Annotated in this window: 17 protein-coding genes and 2 pseudogenes; 18 read left to right on the plus strand and 1 reads right to left on the minus strand. The window is 41.4% G+C overall.

Annotation, left to right across the window (positions count from 1 at the left end):
- Nucleotides 1-99: 99 nt before the first annotated feature.
- The 3 genes and pseudogenes from PI95_RS04385 to PI95_RS04395 form a co-directional block, all read left to right on the plus strand.
- Nucleotides 100-807 (plus strand): annotated as a pseudogene (locus PI95_RS04385) (RNA-guided endonuclease InsQ/TnpB family protein); the annotation flags it as partial.
- Nucleotides 808-932: 125 nt separating this feature from the next.
- The gene (locus PI95_RS04390; RefSeq protein ID WP_039738403.1) at nt 933-1,232 is read left to right on the plus strand and encodes a hypothetical protein; all 300 of its coding nucleotides are present in this window, start codon (nt 933-935) and stop codon (nt 1,230-1,232) included.
- A 613-nt stretch (nt 1,233-1,845) separates the two neighbouring features.
- Nucleotides 1,846-2,151, plus strand: coding sequence for a hypothetical protein (locus PI95_RS04395; protein ID WP_039744448.1), 306 nt, complete (start codon nt 1,846-1,848; stop codon nt 2,149-2,151).
- Between the two features lie 182 nt (nt 2,152-2,333).
- Here PI95_RS04395 and PI95_RS04400 read toward each other — a convergent pair whose 3' ends face one another.
- Nucleotides 2,334-2,909 (minus strand): hypothetical protein, encoded by a 576-nt coding sequence (locus PI95_RS04400; protein WP_039744450.1) that lies wholly within the window; start codon nt 2,907-2,909, stop codon nt 2,334-2,336.
- Between the two features lie 265 nt (nt 2,910-3,174).
- On the opposite strand from PI95_RS04400, the gene PI95_RS04405 reads away from it, so the two are divergent.
- From PI95_RS04405 to PI95_RS04470, 15 genes and pseudogenes are all read left to right on the plus strand, one after another.
- Nucleotides 3,175-4,812: an ATP-binding protein gene (locus PI95_RS04405; protein WP_039744453.1), complete on the plus strand. Its 1,638-nt coding sequence runs from the start codon at nt 3,175-3,177 to the stop codon at nt 4,810-4,812.
- 153 nt (nt 4,813-4,965) lie between these two features.
- Nucleotides 4,966-5,493, plus strand: a complete 528-nt coding sequence (locus PI95_RS04410) for a DUF192 domain-containing protein (RefSeq protein WP_039744455.1) — start codon at nt 4,966-4,968, stop codon at nt 5,491-5,493.
- Between the two features lie 326 nt (nt 5,494-5,819).
- Nucleotides 5,820-6,494: a hypothetical protein gene (locus PI95_RS04415; protein WP_236116928.1), complete on the plus strand. Its 675-nt coding sequence runs from the start codon at nt 5,820-5,822 to the stop codon at nt 6,492-6,494.
- Between the two features lie 71 nt (nt 6,495-6,565).
- Nucleotides 6,566-6,931, plus strand: a complete 366-nt coding sequence (locus PI95_RS04420) for a hypothetical protein (protein ID WP_039744457.1) — start codon at nt 6,566-6,568, stop codon at nt 6,929-6,931.
- A 6-nt stretch (nt 6,932-6,937) separates the two neighbouring features.
- A complete protein-coding gene (locus tag PI95_RS04425; RefSeq protein ID WP_039744459.1) occupies nt 6,938-9,799 on the plus strand; it encodes a putative type IV secretion/conjugal transfer ATPase in 2,862 nt (953 codons plus the stop codon).
- A 72-nt stretch (nt 9,800-9,871) separates the two neighbouring features.
- Nucleotides 9,872-10,624 carry a hypothetical protein gene (locus tag PI95_RS04430; protein ID WP_039744762.1) on the plus strand — a complete coding sequence of 251 codons (753 nt, stop codon included), beginning with the start codon at nt 9,872-9,874 and terminating at the stop codon, nt 10,622-10,624.
- Between the two features lie 70 nt (nt 10,625-10,694).
- Complete coding sequence (locus PI95_RS04435; protein WP_052324938.1) at nt 10,695-11,873, plus strand: hypothetical protein; 1,179 nt, start codon at nt 10,695-10,697, stop codon at nt 11,871-11,873.
- Between the two features lie 12 nt (nt 11,874-11,885).
- A complete protein-coding gene (locus PI95_RS04440; protein ID WP_039744460.1) occupies nt 11,886-12,668 on the plus strand; it encodes a hypothetical protein in 783 nt (260 codons plus the stop codon).
- 26 nt (nt 12,669-12,694) lie between these two features.
- Nucleotides 12,695-14,479: a TrbI/VirB10 family protein gene (locus tag PI95_RS04445; protein ID WP_039744462.1), complete on the plus strand. Its 1,785-nt coding sequence runs from the start codon at nt 12,695-12,697 to the stop codon at nt 14,477-14,479.
- Entirely contained in the window at nt 14,476-15,297 is an 822-nt protein-coding gene (locus PI95_RS04450; protein ID WP_052324939.1) for a hypothetical protein, read from the plus strand. Before PI95_RS04445 ends, PI95_RS04450 begins: the two co-directional genes overlap by 4 nt.
- Before the next feature lie 6 nt (nt 15,298-15,303).
- Complete coding sequence (locus PI95_RS04455) at nt 15,304-16,707, plus strand: hypothetical protein (RefSeq protein WP_039744465.1); 1,404 nt, start codon at nt 15,304-15,306, stop codon at nt 16,705-16,707.
- A gap of 131 nt (nt 16,708-16,838) precedes the next feature.
- The gene (locus tag PI95_RS04460; protein ID WP_039744467.1) at nt 16,839-18,608 is read left to right on the plus strand and encodes a type IV secretory system conjugative DNA transfer family protein; all 1,770 of its coding nucleotides are present in this window, start codon (nt 16,839-16,841) and stop codon (nt 18,606-18,608) included.
- Between the two features lie 2 nt (nt 18,609-18,610).
- Nucleotides 18,611-18,958: pseudogene (locus PI95_RS37420) on the plus strand (relaxase/mobilization nuclease domain-containing protein); the annotation flags it as partial.
- 103 nt (nt 18,959-19,061) lie between these two features.
- Nucleotides 19,062-19,514: a hypothetical protein gene (locus tag PI95_RS04465; protein WP_163518602.1), complete on the plus strand. Its 453-nt coding sequence runs from the start codon at nt 19,062-19,064 to the stop codon at nt 19,512-19,514.
- A gap of 506 nt (nt 19,515-20,020) precedes the next feature.
- Nucleotides 20,021-22,570, plus strand: coding sequence for a hypothetical protein (locus tag PI95_RS04470; protein ID WP_373695676.1), 2,550 nt, complete (start codon nt 20,021-20,023; stop codon nt 22,568-22,570).
- Nucleotides 22,571-22,656: the final 86 nt, after the last annotated feature.

Below are 22,656 nucleotides of genomic sequence, written 5' to 3' on the forward strand. Positions count from 1 at the left end.
GTAAGCTCATTCCTGATAACAGTGTTAATTTCTTACACACCTATTTGGGTATTAGTGGTTTTTCCTGTGAGGTGCAAGATATGAGCTAAGCGACTATCGCACACTCATCAAAAAATACGCAGACAACGCGAAGATTATCAGTGGAAGGCTGCCAAAAAAATAGCTGGAAACGCTGATATTACAGCATTTGAAGACTTAAACATTAAAGCGATGAAGTTGCGCTGCAAGCCCAAAATTGACCCAGAGACGGGTAGGTACGTTAAAAATGGGCAGGCGGCAAAGGCAGGTTTGAATAAAGCGATTAGTGATGCCTCGTGGTATTCGCTACGTCAAAAAACGAAGCATCAAGCAGCAAAGTTGGGCAACCATGTTATTGAGGTTGACCCCAAGTACACATCGCTTGAATGTCCTGAATGCCACCACACTTCAAAGGATAACCGGGACAAAGAAAAGTTTGTATGCGAGGAATGCTCATATTCCGCCGACGCAGACACCACGGGCGCTCTTAATCAGGGTCATCGTGGCAAAGAAAAGCTTGGAATCGACTCCCTACGGGTGGTCAGCCCGGAAGTAACGGCTAAGGAAACGGTTGAAAAACCGCAAGCATCATCCGAATCGAGGGATGAGCCTAGCAACCCAGCTAATTCAACAGTCAAACATCGACAATTACGACTACTGACGGTGAAAAGTGTCCTTGTAGAGGTGAAGTCAAAGGCTAAACCAAAACGCAAGACTCAAGTACCATCATATACGCAGTTGAACTTGTTTGATAGCTTTGATCGGGATGTCCAAGAGTCAACTAGCTAAGACTCTTGGAATCCGTGTCCATACCTCGACTCTTGTTGGTCACGGTAGTTCAAGTATGCACAAATAGTTAGACCACGACCAATAGCTAATGCTCATTATAAAGAAACGTTCATAAGTTTTTTACAATGAGTTATCATCTAAACACAACTGGCACTTCTCGCAATCCAATCGGTAGTATTTGCCCCCTAGATACAGTAATTCAAGTAGGATTTGGAACAGCCAAAATCATTAAAAACGGGAAAACTTACTACGATGGTGAGATTGAAGTTTGTGAACCAAAAACACTTGCCGAGTTTGAGAAAATTGCCCAGAAAGAACCAGGAAATTGGAAACTAGTAATGGAAGCACCCTTATGGGATGCAACTTGGGAAAGGCACTCTGACAACAAGTGGGTTTGTATTAAAGCAGGACAAGGATTCTCATGATGGGAAATAATAAAGCAGTCACATTGGATGAAATTAAAGCTTTGATTCGCTCCTCAAGACGTAGTTGTTAGGTAAAGTTATGCTGACTTGTAGTTGCTGTAAATTCTTCTCTAATGATTTTGCTTTTTACTGTGCTGTTAATCCTAGTTACTGTACGCCTTGTAGTACACCATGTAAAGACTTTGAGTCGCTTTGTACTACAGCTAGTTATGAATCACAATACCACTACAAAGAAAGAAATAATGTTTCTACCACTTGTCCCAACGGTGAACCATTGTTAGAAGAACAAGATTTTGACAGAGTAGGGGAGTATATGCTTTCCTTCTTAGGCTAACTAATGTTTCCACGCATCTACCTCGCCTCCGGGGTAGCTTTCTTTATTGATGAAAGCAACAAAGCTGATTTTTGCGTATAGTTAACAGGTATGAGCAAACAGAAAACTGCAAAAGCCTACCACCCGTTCACGCCCAAGCAAAAAGCAACCATTCCTCAAATACTCAACTATTTCAACGGTTTGTTTATATCAGATTATATGCACGATACTTTATTTTTTTTTCGATGACAAAGGAAAACTTATCGAATATATTATAAAGTAATATCAATAACATAAAATATGGAAAAGTTTACCAGAGAAGAATTAAGTATAATTGGTCTAAGTTTGAAAAATAATGAAACTTTTCCTTCATTGAACTCTCTAATTAGGGAAATAGTTTGTGGCGTAGGGTTCAACACTATTGAACTACAAAATATAGATACAGACACTTTAGCAGATAGTCTAGAAACAAAGCTAAATCAACTTCAAGAAGAAAATCCCGCAATGTTCCAAAGATTTTACTTGGCAATGCAAAAGTTATGGGAAAGCAAGGAAAATATTACCAATTATGAATTGAAACTAAAAGAAGTAGGATTGTTATCTTGAAACTCCGCTACCAAAAAGATACCGCACTACAGGCGATCGCTCTTGCACACAGCCGAAGAGCCTTTCCTTACGGAAGGCTACCTTTGGCTTAAGAGCGATCGCACAGAAGATTGCAGTTTTCTTCCGCTCCAGCAAAATATTGAATCATGTTTCAAATCCAAAGATAAAAAATAAAAACTCTACTACTTCCTCGCTGCTAAGTAACCTTGGCGGTAGTTACCTTTCTTTAGATTCAAAGCTTGACGGTACGACCACTGTTTGATAGTATCTAACTTCGGGATATCTTTGAATTTTGAGGAATAAGTTTTATTCCCGGTTAATTGAGCTATCACGTTGGCGATGAAACGACAGCATCGCTCCGGCTGACTGGAAACCTGTTCTTCCGCTAATCGAACAACAACCCAATTAGCTTCTTTGAAGCACTTGTTGCGGTAATCGTCGTCCCCAATAAAATGGGTGGGTTTACCAGTTGCAAACGAGATAGGTTCATCAACTTCAATGTCCAGATGCAATCCCAAAGATGGCTCAACTACCAGGAAATCAGCCGTATATGCAAGTTCGTGTCCTGGTGGTAGCATCAGCTGCTGCGGGAAAACTATCTGTCCAAAGTAATGAGCTAGGACATTACCAAACAACCCCTCACTCGCGCCGATAGGAGCATTACCAGTACCGGATGGGTACACTAAAGGTGCAAACTCAGAACGAGTAGTTACTAGTTCAGGAATTATCAAGATAGGGAATATAGGAGTTACCGCCATTTGCTACTTCCAAAATAAAAAACTTTACATCTAAAGGAAAAAACTTTATTAAAGCTTGATACACTTTACTTCTTAGTCACATCATCTTGCCATCTCAACATTATTCAAGACAACTAACTAGATTTAGATTTTTGTTACTAACTACTGCTTATCTCCCTCAACATTTTTCTGATTTTTATGAAGTTAAAAATCAGAATTGAGTTCGATGCATTTTCAGTGTCATTTATATAAGATGCACGGATAGTCACGTTATGCAAACCCGTTAATGCAATCAAGCTTCAATTACCTTGAAGAACTCCTTGGAGACAACTACCCACTAATCGCCTGTGAATCCCCTCTCCAAGAACGCTACCGCCTCCTCACCCGGCTCGCTGCTTACTGCCAGCAAGCAGGTAAAAAAGCTTACATATGGAATCTAAATGAGGACAGTATTAAAGAATTAACCGTCAACACGAAAGAAAATCTCGTTTTGCGGGAGTTCGACGACTACAAACCTACCGTCAAACAAAATAAAGAAGACTATTTTAAAGTACTCAATTTCTGGAAGGATTATTCTGGTAAAGGGATATTAATCGTTGAGAATATCTACCCTTGGATAAAAGAAAATAATCATCAAGAAACCGATTTTTTTATTGTATCGGAGTGGATTAAGTCGTCGCTAATTAACCTCAAGCTTTATAACGAAGATAGCGGTAAAACTACTATAATGCTGGGACCAAACGCCGAGATAGCAAGCGAAATAGCAGCAGAAATCCCATTGTGGATACAGGAATTACCTGATGTAGGAGAAATTACTCAAGCTTTAAAAGACAGCAAGATACTAAACCTAAATTGTACAGCGCAAGATTGGTTACAGGTTGCCAAATCTGGAATGGGACTCTATATATCAGATATTATTTCCTGCCTTAAAAAAATCAAAAAAAGCTGTTCGGTTTCAAATTCAGAAGAAGTAGGCAAATTACTCCTCCAGCAAAAAGTTCAACTACTTAATCGCCTGTACAACATTGAGTTCTTACCACCGCCAAAAGTCCAGTTAGGAGGCTTAGAACTCATGCAGGAATCATTCAAGAAGTTCAAGCGCCTCCTCTCCCCGCGTGCCAAACAATACAATTTACGCGTACCCAAGGGTATCATGCTTGTAGGACCACCAGGGACGGGAAAATCACACTCGGCTAAAGCCTGTTCCCAAAATATGGGCATTCCCCTGATCATGGTCGATTGGGGTAACTTCAGAAGCTTTGGCAACCAAGCAGAAATTAAACTAAAACGCCTCTTACACTTAGTTGATAGATTAAATCAAATTATACTTTATTTTGACGACTTTGATAAGGGTTTTGCCGGAGACGATGACTTAGCAAGACGCCTTGCAGGTCAGCTTTTAACTTGGATGCAGGAGCGCACGAGCGATGCGATCGTCATTGCCAGCGTCAACCGCATGGAATGGTTGCCCCCAGAACTTACCCGCGCCGGACGTTTCGACTACCTATACAAAGTTGATTTGCCAAACAACGGCGAACGCCATACCATCTTTAAGCTTCATGCTGCTCGGTTCGACAAGCGCTTCCACAACGACGGCGACCCTTGGGATGAAGAACAATGGCGGCGTATCCTCAAAGCCACCAACCGCTGTGTGGGAGCAGAAATCCAAACAATTGTCGAGCGTGCCGCAGCCACCATTTTTTGCGATACAGTAGCCGAAGACACCTATGCCAATAAAGATATCCCACCCTTAGAACTTACTATTGAAGCAATACTGGAAGAACGTCGGCAGATTAACCCACTTGCCATTAGAGAAGCTGATAGAGTCGAATCTATGCGTAACAAAGCAGACCAGCAAGCCTTACCATCTAGCCCCTTTGATGAAAGCAAGTTTGCTGTTGGAAACATCGATATTTTCAGTTAGTGTTCACCACCAAAAGAGTTCTACTGGCTTGTAAAGTTCTTTACTAACTCTACTGCCTCACGTTGACCAAACGCTATCCATTAGAACAACTCTAAAACACCTTAATTCCTCAACTTATTTACCTGTAATTGTAACAATTTTTAATTTTAAATCATGCAAACAACAAATCATCAGACTGGCAAACAAGCAGTCTTTAAAAACAATATTCCAATATTTCTCAAAACACTCAATTTTATTGGTCCTGTAGCTGGCATAGCCCTTGCAGCTTTACCTTTAGCGCTGCACTTTTGGTCTTGCCAACCACAAAAACTCCCCATTAGCGCAATCTTCAAAGCCAAAAACCAAACAATTCAATTAGAAGTAGCTCGTCGTGAGAAGGAACTTGCATATGGACTAAAATTTCGCTCCCATATACCGCAAAATCACGGAATGTTGTTTGTAATTAATAAACCAGAAGAAGTAAAATTATGGATGAAAGATACCTACGTACCTTTAGATATGATATTTCTAAAAGATGGAGTAGTTAAAAACATTGTCACCAACGCTCCTCCCTGTCATAAAGAATGTCAAAAGTATAGTTCAATACATCCAATTAACCAGGTAATCGAGTTACCAGCAGGTAGTATCAAAACGCTCGATCTACAAGTAGGTAAAAAAATTGACTTGACCTTTGTTAAGTGAATCAAGAGCAGTACTACTTAGTGCAAGGTAAAAATTACTGCATTTTACTCACCTTCAAATATAAAAGCGTAAATATAACCCCCGGTAGGAATTCTACCGGGGGTAAACATTTAAAAAAAGTGTATTGCTTTAGTTTTTATTGATTATATATCAACATTTTTCTGATAAGTATTGAGATTTTTTATAACCTAAAAATTACTAAAAATCAGAAATTGATTAGATGTATACACGAGTATCAAACACATAGAATAAACACACAAGCTTCAAAGCTTTAGAAAATAGTTCTTTCAGCAGAAGAAGCACTCTTTTTTTAGAAGCACTTACCTATGAAAATGCACTACGAACCAGATTTTGAACGCGATAGCGTTCGCGATAGCGTCCGCTCTGCGGAAGCGCTGCTGCCAAAGGCAGATCGCGTACCTAGCTATGAAGAAGAATATGGTTATTCTGTTCCCGTTCGCCGCAAGAGAACTTGGAAAGAAAGTGGTACAATTGCCGGATTAATGGTAGTTGGCACTGGCTTGATGATTGTCGATATTTCCATCAACAATATGTTAATGGCATCACTGGCTTTTGGAACTGCAATCATTGCACTGCTACCGAAAGAAGCAAACAGCCTGCTTACCAATTTCGAGCGTATGCAGCGCAAATACGGCGTGAATATCTACACCGTTTTATTTTGCTTGGTGGGTACAATCTTCATGTTAGATTTTGCAACTGCTCCCGCCAATGCCCAGTTTATGAATAACGCAGAAACGTTTTTCAAAAACGCTTCCTACTTTCCGAACATTGACACCCAAGTTATCGGTTTTATCTTTGCTGTATTACGAGGTTTGTTCCTCATTTACTTGGGAATCGGTTTAGTAAGGGTTGTGCAAGCAGCAAGAAACGATGAAGATTGGCAAACCATAGCTAGAACACCAATTATTGTGGCTATAACTGTTGTAGTTGGTGACATTCTTGCTGGATTAGTAGTCGGCACTGGCGGTGCTGGCGGTTAAGCAAAACAACGAAACGTCTATTTGAAATTGATAGGAGCGATCGCTTGATCGCTCCTATAAAAAAAACAAAAATGGACAAGCCACGATACGAATTCCGTACTGTCAACCGCATCCTTGGAGAACAGCCGCGCCTCGGACCGTTTCCTGCCGATCAAATTGTCCCTTGGTCCGCCATTGCCTTAATCATGTACATGGTAGTCAAGGGCTTTATGCAACAATCTTGGTTTGCTACAGGAATAGCGATCGCCTGGGGATGGGCAACCTGGTGGACTGTAAGTTCCAATAAAGCCTTCTTCGGTAAATTTGTTGGTACTCCTAGACTATCTCGCGGTTATAAACCCTTTGAGTCTCTAGTTAACCCGCCACGGTCTGAACCCAAGAAAAAGCGTAAACCCAAAAAACGCACCCTAATCAATTCCAGTAATTATCGCAGATAGACTGCTATGACTTCGACTCAGCCCAAAAACAAAGTTGGCAAAAAGTCTTTAGATACAGAACAATTAGGAGTAGTCAAAAACCTTACACCCTTTGAAGATATCACCCACATAGCAGGAATAGCAAGCATTTCGCTGGGTGGACGCAAGGATATTGGCGCACTCATCCTACAAAAAAAAGAAGATATCCAAATCAAGTTTTGCTTCGACGTACAAGGAATTCACCCATCTCTGCCAGAAGAACAAATTATCCCCATTTTTGAAAATATTGAAGGAGGACTCAAGGAACTACCCGAACGCGAAACCTTGACAATTCACCTTGGCTCGTTTACTGATGACTTCCTCCGCCAGCAAGAACTCAAGAAAATAGAAGATAAATGTGACCTAGAGCAACTAACCCTGCTAGTGCGATCGGAACGCCTGCGAGCAAAAGAACTCACCAAAACAGGAACCCGTAAAAATAAGTTCTTACGCTTCTGGTGTACCTATAGCGTTCTCGCTTCTCTTGACAGTCGCTCAAATGACGCGATTGAAAAAACTATCAAACAGTTGCAAAACGCTTGGTTCCAGTTTACAGGTCAAATTCACGATGTCCGGCAAAAACGAATCGAAACAATCCTACGAGATAGTTTTACCTCCGGGTTCCAAAGGTGGGAGCAACTTTTTACCAACTCAATGGGACTTTCAGTACAACCAGTCACAAGTGAGGAAGTATGGTCAATTCTTTGGAATCAGTTTAACCGTAGCGATGCCCCCAAAGTTCCTAACCCTCTAATATTAGATGAAGAGGGACTTCGAGAAATTCAAACTAGCGATTTCCACATTCGTCATTTGATGCTCTTGAACGAAAAATCTATTCCCTTTCTTCATCGCAATTGGGTAAAGCTACAAGACAAGTATACCGGCGTACTCCAATTTAGCGAGAAGCCCCAAGGCTGGGTAGATGAATATGCCCAGCTACGCTATCTCTGGGAAGTTCTCTCCAAAGAGAAAATTTCCGACACCGAAATCATCTGCCAACTTACAAAAGCTAACCAGGCACTTGCCAAAACTGCCCTCCAGCGCATCACCAAACAGTCAATTACATCAAGCGCCATGTCCAGTGATAAAGGCAGCATCGATGTAAAGGCTAACATGAACATCTCGGAAGCAGTGCGGGCTCAAGAAACCATCCTCAGAGGTAACATCCCCATCCACACCGCCGTCGTTTTTTGCGTACACCGAGATAGCCGATCCTCACTTGACGAAGCTTGCAAATATCTTTCTAGCTGCTTCTTACGCCCCGCCGTTGTTGATAGAGAACTCGAATACGCCTGGAAAACTTGGTTGCAAACTACTCCTATTATATGGGAAAACTTGCTTACTAAACCCTTCAATCGCAGGCTTCCCTATTTCTCATCTGAAGTACCAGGACTTGCGCCCCTGGTACGAACAGCAACAGGAGATAAACACGGGTTTGAACTCATTGCAAAAGAAGGTGGTACCCCCGTACATATCGACCTCTACAACCAACATAAAAACCTAGCCGTATTTGGTACAACTAGGGCTGGTAAATCTGTACTGGTAGCAGGTTTATTAACACCAGCTCTTGCTCAGGGTATTCCCGTGATTGCGCTCGATTATCCCAAACCTGATGGTAGTTCCACATTTACCGACTATACCAAATTTATGGGATCTGAAGGGGCGTATTTTGATATTTCAAAAGAGTCGAATAACCTATTTGAGTTACCTGATTTAAGGGGGTATGAACCAGAAGTTATTAAGGAAAGAATGACAGATTTTAAGGAATTCTTAAAATCTACTCTTATGACAATGGTACTAGGCACTAATCCAATTGGTGTTAGTCCCATAATGATCTCAAATATCGAAAGTATTATCACTATAACCATAGAGACTTTCTTTAACGACTCGGACATCAAACTCAGATACAAACTTGCCCTAGAAAATGGTGTAGGTACAAGCGAGTGGAACGATATCCCAACACTCAAAGATTTTTACAACTACTGTTCACCTGGATTTATCAAGCTTGATTCAATTACAAATAATAGTAAAGAGATTCTTGACGCATTAGACCAAATACGTTTACGATTAAAGTTCTGGTTAAACTCACGAGTAGGGCAATCAATCGCCCGTCCTTCTAGTTTTAGAACTGATGCTCGACTACTCGTATTTGCTCTACGTTCACTTGGTAGCGAAGCCGATGCAGCAGTTCTCGCACTAAGCGCCTATGCGGCAGCTTTACGTAGAGCATTGTCATCTAAAGTAAGTATCTTCTTCCTGGATGAAGCACCGATTCTCTTTTCTTTCGAGAGTATAGCCGAGCTAATTGGTAGACTTTGCGCTAACGGTGCTAAAGCTGGTATTCGTGTGATTTTATCTGCTCAAGAACCTGAAAGTATTTTCCAAAGTAAGTCTGCTCCCAAAATATTTGCTAACCTCACCACTCGACTTATTGGTCGAATTCAAACATCAGCTGTTGACCCATTTGTAGCTAGATTTAAGTATCCCTATGAAATTATCTCATGCAACTCAACCGAAGCATTTTTCCCCAAACGCGAAAGTATCTACTCTCAGTGGTTACTTGATGACAATGGCAAGCTCACTTTCTGTAGGTATTACCCTGCTTATTGCTTACTTGCCGCAGTAGCAAACAACCCGAACGAGCAAGAATTACGCACTCTGTTCCTCAATAAATATGCTGCTAATCCAATGCTGGGAATGGTGAGATTTTCAGAAAGCTACGTACAGATGATTCGAGGGGATGAACTAAGCGAAGAAGCTAAAGAACTACTGGATAAAAATAACAATAAGCAATTAAAACTAGTACCTAGTAAAGAAGGAATATTAACAAAAAGTAAAGTATCAACATGACAACTATCAATAATTCATAAATAAGTGGCTTATTTTCAATTGCCACATTGGTTAATTTTTCCAGATAAAAGTATGAAATCATTGTTCAAATTTCCACCAAAAAAGGGAGTAATAATCGGGTCAACAATTGTCCTGGTTTCCCTACTAAGTGCAACCCCTAGTTATGCCATTTCGCTTAATATCAACAGCTTCTTTAACTCTGTATTAAACAAGTTCAACAGTTACTTTGAAGAAACCAAAAGCGAACTTACCGCAGCAATAAATGAAAAGTGGGGAGGACTAAAAAACGAAGCTAAAACTGCTACTAATACCTCGACCGGAACTATGGGTTTACCAGACCCCGTTAGCGGTGCAGACCTACTAAAAGACCAACTTAAAGACAAGGGTAGTTGGAACGAAAGCAATACTGTTGAGGGTGCAGTTGCAGCAGGTAACAAACTGGAACGCGAAACCACTCGGGCTACAGTTGAAAGCATTTTGGGAGAAGCAGGTCAGGAACGTACCAAAAATGAAATTGAAGCAACCCAAGAAACAGTAGCTGATGCACAAGACTTAGCTAAGGGCGCTCAAGACATGGATGCTTCGCAAAACATCCTTAAGGTAATTGCCGCCCAAAACGCCCAAATTGTCTCGATGCTTGGGCAATCGCGTACTGATGGACTGCAACAACGACACGACGCGCAGCAGACTAACTTGATGCTAAGTCAAATTGCAGAACAAGGGGCAAGCGATCGCCGCCGTCAAAACCTAATGTTGGACGGTATAACTGCTCAGTACATGGAAATTGCTGGCTTTAGCTCTCTCAAAACTACTGCCGATAAATAATTCACCCTAACCAATTGGTCATCTCAATTACAGAGATGACCAAACCTCCATCTGGTATACCACGCATGACATGTTAGACCTCGTAATTGCAACAGACCCGTATTTTGGAAAAGACATTTTAGAAAATGCCGCCGCCGGAGCGCAATTAACAGCTGAAGGATTTAAGAATCTCTGGGAACAAACGCTCAACGGCAACTTGTATGGCTCAATGTGCAAGGTTGGTCAGTTCTTTGCAGTCGCTACACTCACCTTGTACATGGTGGAATTGGGTAAAAACTGGATCAATCAAGAGGACATGAAAGCCCTATCCAGTTGGATATGGCCCATTATAGTTATCGGGCTGCTAACCAATAATGGCACCTTCCTCAGAAGCGGGACATTGGCCATACGAGGTTATATCAATACTGTCAATAATGATGTTTTAGAATTTACTGCTGCCGGAGCCAACCTAGAAGTAGCATTTAATCGAGCAGTCGGCAATATTGCCCTACAGCAACAAGTTGGAGCAGCAATGGAAAGATGCCGCTCAATTCCAGGTAGCACAAATGACTCAATAACGTGCTTGCAGAAAGCAGAAGCCGAACTCAAATCCTCTGCACCTAAACTATTTAAAGGAGAGGCACCCGATAGCAACAGTTGGGAGTTTGACCCCCTCAAAAGTCTATCAGATGCAGCAGGATCGCTCTCAAATCTTTCCCCCGGACAAATCGCTGAAAAAATAGGTAATTCTATCACCAGTGCGATCGGTGCGATGATAACCGGGTTTGTAGCCGCGCTGTTACTTGCCCTCAATAACGCCTACCAGTGGGGAATAGAATTCACCATGCTGCTAACTGCCCTACTTGGTCCCCTGGCAGTCGGCGGTTCCCTACTCCCCTTCGGAGCTAAACCTATTTTCGCTTGGTTAACTGGCTATTTCTCAGTCGGAATGGCAAAACTCTGCTTCAACATTATTGTCGGTTTGTGCGGACAGTTAATTGCTAATTCCCAAGAAAACCAACCGATGATATTTCTCCTTTTTGTTGGGTTGGTATCCCCCATCCTTGCATCCGCATTAGCTGCAGGTGGTGGACTCGCTGTTTGGACTGGACTAGGTAAAGCAGCTGCTGCAACAGCTATTTTCACTGCCAACACACTTAGCGCCACTGCAAGCTCATACGTAAACGCTAGACAAGCTCAAGCCGCACAAGCCACTCAAACCGCACAAACCCAACAAATAGTCGATGCCATTAAAAGTCTTAAAAAATAATAAATAGTTATTATGCTCAAATCAAGATCTAAATCCCAACCTGCACGACTTCTTAGTTACGGTGAGACAGTTCCTGCACTAGTTGCTATTGCAATTGTTGGATTACTATCAGCTCAAATTTTAACTTTTTTAATACTAATTATTAACTTCGGAATGATATCTAGCATTAACCGTTATGTCAAAGGAATGACTTTTGTACAACTAGAAGACGGTTCTACTAGAAGAGCTAAGTCACTTGGTCCTAACGAACGTACAGACAAAACAATTAAAACGTTTGTCTCTGGCAGCCTGATAAAAATCTTCAATTGGAATGGACTTATTGAAACAAAAGAAAATGGTGAAATTCTCACCAAACCTGATAAAGGTATCGAGATTCAAACTGATAAAGGCGTTAGGAAAAGAATTCCAACTCTAACTTGGTCAGCAGCATTTGCATTATCCGAACGTCAAGACTTTCGCGCTAGCTTCCTCAAAAAGCTTGCTCTAATGATACCAGAAGGAATATTTAATGGGAACGCGCAAGTATCTCTTATACCCAGACACATGTCTGAACCAAGAAAAATTAGTGATGGTAAATGGGAAGTAGATTTCATCGCTACGTTAGTTACATTTGACCGCGATAAAAATCAAGGTGGGGGCGTTACTTTTAATAAAACGATTACTGTTGAAGCAATCGATACTCCCCAATCACCACCAAAAACAACCGAGCTAGCAGAAAAAATTTACTCTGCTAGAGAGTCTGGATTGGAAATTACCCAAATAGTCGAGCTAGACCTTGGGAAAAATAGAAAATAATTTTATCCTCTATAAATATTCATACCATGTCACAAGTATTAGAAAATAATGGTAATAGCAATGGCAATAATCATAACGAACATAAAGTTCAATACGTTGATGAATTATTGCCTATAAATAGTACTTTTTTACAGCAAGAAGAAAATTTAAAAAATCCTGAAAATACCGATGTACCAGAGTTAGAAACTGAAGAAGACCCCGCAACAGTTAACAATAAACACGATTTTGTTACTTCACCTTGGTCGCGTTTAGGAATCATTGGTGGCGCATTTGGAGTAGCATTCCTAGTCGTGTTCATTGTCCTCAACGGCATGATGAACGGCGGTAATCAAACCGCCAAAAAACCAGAAGTTACCCCCACTCCCACTCCCACCAGTACCACCTTTGAGCAAAAAGATGGGGATGTCTACGCTAAATTGGCTCTTGCTAAACAACAAGAAGAATTAGAGGCTCTCAATGGTAAGGAAAAAAATAAAGAAGAGAAGAAGCCAGAACAGGAATTACCAACAGAAAAATCTACTGTTAAAGGAAAAGATAACCCAACCAGAGAAACAACTAAAAATTCGGCTCCCCCAAGAGAAGCCTCCCAGCGCGTTGTCGTCGCGAAAGTCACAGAACCACCACCAAGACAGCAACGCACCATCTACCGAGAACCTGCCATAGCTACTTCCTCCAGGCACGGTCAGGTGACATTTCGACCAATTCAACAAGTTCAACAAGAGCGTCCTCAACCAGCAAGTGATGTCAGCAACCGTTCTAATAGACTTGTCGCTTCTACAATAAACCCTCAATTAACAAAAAATCAAGAAGTCGCATTAGACCCACTGGCAGAAATTGAACGCCTGCGTAATCTCGGCAGTGTGGGTAGAGTACAGTATGTAAGCACTAAAAATACAGAAGTAACACCAACTACTGCTTCTTCAACAACTGAAAGAACTGTTGCACAAGATGATACTAGTACTTCTCGCCCCCTCTCATCTCCCTCCCCCCGTCGCCGCCGAAATAGCTCTTTTAACCAGGAAAATATTAACAATGGCAACGATACAAGCAATCAAGTAGAAGAGTTGCGTCCCCGTTGGCAACCAACAAGCCAAGCTGAAAATCAGGGCAGACAGCAAGTAGCACATAATTACCTCTCCGAAGAATCCCAAATTTTAGAGGAGAAGAAAGCACAATATCTAGTAATTGGTTCTTTCGCCCGTGCTACGCTAGTCACCCCCTTAGTACTACCCCAGACATTAGCTGGCAGCCGTCAACAGCTTTCACAGCGCTTTGTCGCTCAACTTGACGAACCAATTTACAGCAATACTGATGAAATCGCACTTGAGAAAGGTACGCTTCTTACTGTAACCATAACTTCAGTAGATGGGTCGTCCAGTGTCAATGCTGAAGTTACAGCGATTATCAAAGATGAAACTGAATATCCAGTATCTCCTGGAACTATTTCTGTCCTGGGTGAAGGTGGTGAACCTTTAATTGCCAGACCTTATAAGGACAAAGGGCCAGAAATCGCAAAGTACGATACCACTCTTGGTGCAATAGCAGGAATTGCCAAGGTAGGAGAAATCATCAACAAGCCAGATGAACAGGTAACACAATACATACCTTTTGGTGGAACAGTAACACGCAGCAGTAATAACAGACGTAACATTGGAGCTGCTTTTGTTCAAGGCGCATTCGGCAAACTAGGCGAAACAATTGGCAAGCGTACAGAGCGTGCCACTGATGAAATTATGAACCGGACTGTAGTCTGGTATGTTCCTAAAAATACCAAAATCACCGTCAAAGTCGATAGGTCGTTAAAACTGTGAAATCTAAATATATAGTTTGTTTCGGTCTAATCATCCCTTGCGCAATCGCACAACTCGCTACACCAAACCAAGCTGTGTTGGCAAATACTGTCCGTCAAATCGCAGCTTCTCAGGTATCGGGAGAAACTGCTCAATTGCTTTCAGTGAAGGTGTGGCCCGGACATGGAGTATCTATCTCGTTCTTGAGCACCAGAGAAATTATCAAAAAAATTTGGTTAGATGACCCGTCAAGGTTTGTTTTTGACGTAGATGGATGTCTCGAAGGGTTAGGCAGGTGTTCAGAGAACAACACTGGCGCAGGACTCATTCATATCCGGCAAATTGAGAAAGTAAAAATTCCAGGTCTGCCTGAGAGTCCCTACGGCGCACACATGACGGTAATAACAGAATCTGGGTCGCAAAGAAAAACCTATCATTTTCGCATAGTACTGGGTAACGGCACACCAGAATACAGCGAACTAGAAATTATTAATGATACTGCAGTTAAAGAAGAAATTGTCAGACCAAAAGTTGATTACGCAGCGAGATCCGACAGCAAGTATATTTCCAAAGGAATGCAAGTTGCCGTTTCAAAACAGTGGATTACTACTGATAGCAAGCTTTGGAAACGGCTAAATCAACTTGTTGAGTTACGTTCCTCTGGAGAGGAACTTGTCGTCGCCGCCAGCACCGCCGGAGTATCAATGCAATTGGTTGAAAAACTCATGTCACTGGGTGGAAAAGCAAGATTGGAACTACCACCAGCAAGACGCGATAACCCACCTACAACACCAACCACAGCCGAAACAGACTTTATTTCAAATCAAAATTTTAAGTAACTAACTATGGATAACTTGAATTCAATTTCAGAAGTAACCGAAGTAACTGCAATCGTACCAGTCGTATCCTTAAAGGGGCAAATTACCACAGGTGTCCCCAACCGAGCGCTTCAGTATCGAATAAAAAAATTAAACACCTTACGCTACCTAATGGCAGCAGGACTTGTTGCAGGACTCGCCCTACACGGACTAATCCGGTTTGGAGGTAGCTACAATATTGGTAGTCTCCTATTTGGAGAGAAAGTAGTAGCCCAAACAGTGCCCACGAAGTATTCAAATTTGAATACTTCGACAAATAAAACAAAACAAACCAATAAGCCTCAATCCCTTGCAACTAAATACGTTAACGGCACACCAACCCCTGATTGGATCAACATAACATTCAAAGACATGAAATTTGGGGAAGCTGGTAGCGTCGAATTCCCCAACATCAAAAACCCAGGCATGAAGGAAACACGCAGTTGGGAAGCAGGACAAAGCTTGGCTGATGTTATGGAACTTGGTGATTTTGAAGCTACCGAATTCAAAATAGAAGAGCTATCTCTTAAAGACATTGCAAAAATTACTGGCATCGACCTTAAAGAGTTAAAATTAGATAGCCTGGAATTAACCAACTGGCAAACTATCGCCAACTTGAGTGATTCCATTCCAGACTTGGGCGATATGCTTGTTAGCGATGTCCCACCTATTAACGATGCCATCCAAGAAATAACAGGAAGCCCATATTCCGGCACAATCAGCAGTGCAATTGAAACTTTTCCCGAACTGGAACAAGCAGAACTGGGCAAATACATCAAACTTTCCGATTACAATCTTACAGACATCCCCGGCATCGAGTCAGCCCCTCTCAAAAAATTTTACAACTGGCAGAATACAACAATTGGTCTAGTTCCAGGTTTAGCTGATGTGCCTTTTGATCAATTCCCCGGCATTCTCATCCCCGACATGAGCTTTGTTGGCAAGGTTGACCTACCATTGCGGGAAGTAGAAGCCAACCGATGGAAGTCAATTTCGGGCAGCTACCAGGAAGGGTTTAACGTTCCCTGTACCAAAAATTGCGCTCACATAGAAGTTGCAGGCAGTGATAACCTTACCGGGGCGCAGTGGATGTCCGGCAAGTTCCAAAAAGTTAAGGGGGGCTTCGGGATACTTGGCAACCTCAACGGCGGCAAAGAACCTACTGGTCGCCACCCCTTTGGCAAAGCTTTCAAGCAAGTAATCTGGGACATTAACGAAGCATCCGGTAGCATTACTACAGCTATGTTCTTCCGCATCTGCAAGCGCGGCGGCTTTATTGATTTGGGATGCTCGCCCTACTTCATTGGTCCTGTGCCATTTTTTACGTACAAAGAAATGGACCCCATCATCCTTGGTACACCTCTGACTGTACCTAAAAAGGTAATCCCTTAAGCCGGATCAAGTTTTCTCAGATACCACACTTCGGCGTGAAGTATGCGATACGCACATCAAGCAGCGTGTCCGAAGGACGAGCGCGTCAAGCCTCCGGCTTATCGCAACAATGTTTATTCTCACCAACTTTTATGAATAATTTATACTTTGCTACAGCTAAGACCGTCCGAGTTAAACAAACCCAAGAAGCTCAACCCTCTACTTCAAGCTTAGATTTCAGCAAGTATACCAAGCAACTGATGTCCCCTCAAGGACTAGCACTCGCAGGAGGGATATTAGCACTATTTCTCCTGCAAATGTTATCTGGGGGGAAGAAGGGCAAACTTGCTACTAGCTATTGGGGCGGAGCAAAGGAAACTGCCCAAGCCAAGAAAAAAGCCTTGAAACAAATTACCTCTCCTAAGTGCGATAGCGCCAGCTTGTATATTGGAGTACACAGATACCAAGGTCAAAAATTACCCAAGGGAAGTGGGGGAGTCCCAGTTTACGTACCCGATGTTCAACGTGGAACTGCCGTAATTGGCGCACCAGGTAGCGGTAAATCATTCTCGGCTATCAACCCTATGCTCTATTCGGCAATTGACCAGGGGTTTGGGATTTGCCTGTATGATTTTAAGTACCCGTCACAGGCTAAGATAGCCAGTTACGCAAAGTCTAAAGGTTACGAAGTACACGTATTTGCACCGGGATTTCCTGAATCTGAGGTATGCAATCCAATCGATTTCTTACGCGATAGTAGCGATGCTGAAACGGCACGTCAATTGGCTACTGTGATCAACAAGAACTTCCGTATGCTTGGCGGCGGTTCGGAAGACGCATTCTTCGGTCCTGCGGGCGACCAGCTAACCCAAGCAATCCTCATGCTCACTAAGGAATTCGGTGAACTAGCAGATATTATGACTGCTGCGGCAATTTTGTCAAGTGAAAAGATGGTCGAACGCTTAATGGCTGCCGAATTAAACCCTTGGATACGGATTGCTTTTGGTCAATTATTTAGCTCATCCGGCTCTGAAAAAACTATAGCAGGTATCGCCGGTACTGCTTCACTAATGTTCACCCGGTTTATGGCAAGGGGTACACTGGGCTGCTTTATCGGTAAAACCACCTTACCACTTGAAATCAAGCGCAAGCAAATGATTATCTTTGGTCTGGATAGGGAACGCCGCGATGCAGTTGGTCCCTTGATGACCTCTATAATGCACATGACTGTCGCCAGAAGTATTGCTAAAAAGCGGTTTGAGACTGGTCCGTTGGTAGTTAGCGTTGACGAATTACCCTCAATCTTCCTACCTGACCTATTTAAATGGTTAAACGAATCCCGAAGTGAAGGATTCTGCGGTATCCTTGGATGGCAAAACATGGGACAGTTAGAGAAAATTTACGGTAAAGAAATCTCCAAAGCAATTCTTGGTGCGTGTGGTACAAAATTTGTATTTAATCCTGGTGAAGAAGAATCTGCACGATTATTTTCTGCTTACCTCGGTGAAGAAGAAATTAAGTATAAGCAAAAATCTCGGTCAACGGGAGGCGGTAAAGCCAGCACAAGTATTTCTGAGCAGGAACGCACTCGCAAGCTGTTCGAGCCTGCTCAATTCCTCAAATTACCACCTGGTAAATGTTTATTTATTAACCCTGCTTATAGTAATAAAAATGAGGGTTCAGTTCCCCTATTAAAGAATATTAAAGTTCCAAAATATCTCATCGGACTAGAGTCAGAAAATGGTCATAATTGGGATAAACTCATCAAGCAACTCGCTCGTAAAAGTACCCAGAAAAAACCCACACAAGACGATTTGGATATGCGAGTGTCGGAAGTAAACAAGCGCTTCCCCATCCCACAAGCACCCGTACAAGCAGGTAATGCGCCTTTACCCGTTGATGCATATAAATCATTTTTCTAAATATGAAATCTAAGGTAACAGACAAAAATATCAGTCATTCAGAAACAATCAATTTTTTCAAACGTTTTTCACAAGAAGCAATTATCATAGGGAGTCATAATGTAAATATAAATAATGCAAGTTTAATAATTGAATCATTTGAGAGACAATGGAATCTCAACCTTAGAATCAAATATGCTGGATTATATAGGCATATTCAAATTAATGAAATCGAAATAGAAATAACACAAGAAGGATATGAAAAATTAATAGAAATTCATGTAAAAATAATGGGATTAAAAGATTGTCAATACATAGCATACCTACGTTGCTTAAAGAAAAAACACCTGCATATTATCTTCAATCGTATCAAAAAAATTGAACACACAATTTGCTTAATTGATTGCAAATATCCGTCATACAGCTATTGTAACTCTGAATATCAAGTAAAATATTCCTACGAGGCAATTATCAATGAATACTACAGAGCAGAAAGAGAAAAACTTGAGTACAGAAGAAATATTGACCGAAAAATTAGATTGGTTGTTGAAGACTCTCAGCGACTCTCAAACTACTGCATACAACTCAACAACGCTATTAATAGAGTTAAGCAAGTTCTTAGAGAAATGGCATGAGACTTGTGAAGAAGTTAATACAAAGCATCAAAAATTAAGTCAAGAAATTATTCTCATAAGAGAACTATTGATATCAACAGAGGTCAAACAATCCCGATTAGATGAAAAACTGGAAATTTTGTTAAAAATTATTGCCAACCAAAGCGAACAGCTAACTCAGATAAATCAAGTTTTAAAAAGTATGGAATTAAATAATAGTTACCATCAATCGAGTCAACAAGTTAATCAAAAAACCAGTAGTGATAGTGATTTAGTTCCTTTACCAATCGATGCATATAAAGGTTTTTTCTAATGATATCACCTCATCTTACAGCAGAAATCAATAAATACAAAACCTTCCCGCGTTGTCATCACCTGTTTCCTCCCTACGTTGAAAAACATTATTTCGATAACATTCTCGTCTACCATTACGATCACCGAAGGTGGGCGCTTTGCGCCATCGCACAAATCCAGATAGTATCTACTGCGATAAGTTTTACTCAGATGGCGCTCGACCTGAACTTATAATTATCCGGTTCGATCAACAATTAGTTTTTGTCAATTACAAAGAAACTGTTCTAGTTGATAGATTACCTGCGCTTGCGTTAAACAATCAAAGTTTAAAATAAATGCAAATTCATTGCATTTGTAAATAAATATACAACTTAGATGAAGGTAACAACACGAGCAGCCAAAGCAGCTATCGACAAAATGTACTCTCAGGATGTTGCTACTGTAAAGGTCAACGAAGGTCAACAGTACTTACGTCATCTAGATGGTAGTCTTTCCCCTATCTTACCTCCTTAAGTAATTAAATAGATGGTCAAATTACCATCAGGGTGGCTCAGTAATACCAATCAACAGACTACTAACACCACTATGTTCGACCCAAAACATCAACAAATAGCAGATAACTATTTTCAAATATTGGAGGCTACTAGTAACGCGGCATTAGCATTAGGCAAAATGCTACGTGAAATTTATTTAAGAATTCAAGAAGCAGTTAAAAATAGGGAAGAAACGAATAAAATTGCAGTCGAAGTAGGCAAAGATATTTACAATCTTGTACCCGATGAGTCTACCCCAGGAGCTTACAAATGGGAAAAGGTAGATTTGAATCAGGAGACAGGTAGTAAAAGCACGGCAGTCCCAAACGAACCAAGCGAATATCAAGCACAAACTATCGCCACCCGAATTGTACAAGACGTACCCGATTTAAGCGATCGTTCAACCTCAAATTATGAACCTGCTCTCAAAATAACCGCCTACACCGAATCAGGTGATAAAACTGTCATTTACGAACAAGACAGTGAAGGAAAGTGTCGAAAAAATTTAGTAACAGAACATCTTTCTCAAGATGAAATCATGGATGTAGCTTACGAGCCACTCGTAAAGTTACTACCTCCTTCATCTGAGCTAGTTGAAAATTACGAAGGTACTAAAGAATTTGTAGAAGATAATAACATTGAAAATACTAATAATAGTAAACTCCAGGCTGAAAATAGTACAGATAATGACCAAACTTTCAAAAATTTGTCAGTAACAGCCAATGATATGCTATCAGAAGTATTGAACGAAAATTTCATACCTCAAGAAAAAAGCGATGCTAGTATTGAAGTTAAAAGCACTGGCTCGGAAGATATACTGCCAATAGAGGATATACCATACGAAGAAGAGACAGTAGGATTTTTATCAGACATAGATATTAGTAACCCTCCGGATTTAGATTTTCCTCCTGATGAAGAAGCTTTGGAATTTTTCCCAGACATAAATATTAGCGAATTTACCGGAGTTGATTCAAAAAAGAAAGGAGAAAAAAATAGTAGTGATGAGTCATTATCGCCGGAAACACAAATAACAGCACAAGCAGAGAATCAATTGTCAAATAGTGATAATTTAGAAAATAATGAAACTATTCAAAACAATGAATTAAATGAGTCTTCAGGAGAATTTGTAACAAATAAATTACAGCAACAAATTAAACAACCCAAAGAAGAAATACCAATACTTTTATATAAAAAATATAGCGACTCAGAGGAGGAAGACCAAGATACAATCCCTAAAAAGGAAAGTTCCAAGGAGGAGGAACAGTACGCCGCCCAATATACATACCAGCAGGTAGCCAACTCCCAAGGGGTAGAACCAGCAGCGCAGCAGTGGGCGCGTCAGGTAGAAGTACCCGTCTATCAGATTAACAACAAACAAGCACGGGAGGAACGCTACAGAGGCGAAAATAAGGACATTGCCCAAACCGCGACGGCAATGTTGAAAAAATACGGCATCGTTGAGCAAGATGGATCGCGTATTTACCGTAGCGATGCGTTTGTAATTCGGCTTGAGGGAGATACCATCGGCATCCACCGCCGCAGCGATGAACTATCTGGATGGGAAAACTCTTTAATGGAGTTTAAACTCAACAAAAAGGAAGAACCCAAAATAACGAAAAAGCCCACCCAGATGTTACCTGTAGAACGTCAGGAGTTTCTTATGGTGGCAGAACATCTAAATGATAATGGCAAACTCCCCGACCTTAGCAGTGCTGATATTCGCGATGTCGCAAATTCACTAGGGAGTTTAGCACCAGCAGGGACAATTAAAACCCTGGAAGTATTTAAACAAAACGAGATATTGCTCACCCTTAACAACGTCCTCATCCAGGCAGATAAGGAAGAACTTACGGTTGGTGAGTTTACTATCAAGCGATCGCGCGACCCCGAAAACAATCGAGCTAGCCTGCAACTATTCAAAACCACTGAGGAGAAGGGAACTCAGGAACTTGTCCGCTTTGACCTAACTAAAACCGAAGCTGGCATCACTAAAGAAGTCAGTAAGATGAATATCTCTGACTACGATATCAACCAAGTCAAATTTATTGCCCAAAATGCCCAAAAACTCAACCTAGAACAAATCTTCGGTAACGAACAACCGGACGCCGCACCCGCATCCACACCCAAAGAACAACCAATACAAACGGCAGGCGATATCCCCGTAAAAGTTCACCCCTATATTGCTGAGGAATGGGCAAACATGGTCAAACATGGCGGTCCTGATTGGGGAGGGGCAATGAACCAGGGTAATGAAGAAATTCTCCAACGGATAAAAGACAACTCCGGCAAGTTACCAATTGCCGATCAGCGGGAAATGTACTTCAAATTAATGACTTACAAGGCTACCGTTGCCGAAAAGCAAGGGGAAAACACTATGGAGTTTGTACCCCTCAAAGACATTATGCAAGACCTTCAACAGTGGAGAGGGGAAGAAATCAAGCAGCAGTATACCCCCACTGAAAATATACCCTTTCCCCAACGGCAAACTGTCACCACCGCAGCAGCAGCACCTAAAGCCAAATCGGGAGGGGTTGAACTTTGAAGCTTTTACACCTTGATAACAGGAGGTGAAATTTAGTCACTAATAACTAGATTTTGGACTTTTCGATATTTTGTACTTAACTTAAA

This window comes from Hassallia byssoidea VB512170, assembly GCF_000817785.2.
Lineage (GTDB): Bacteria > Cyanobacteriota > Cyanobacteriia > Cyanobacteriales > Nostocaceae > Hassallia > Hassallia carrinoi.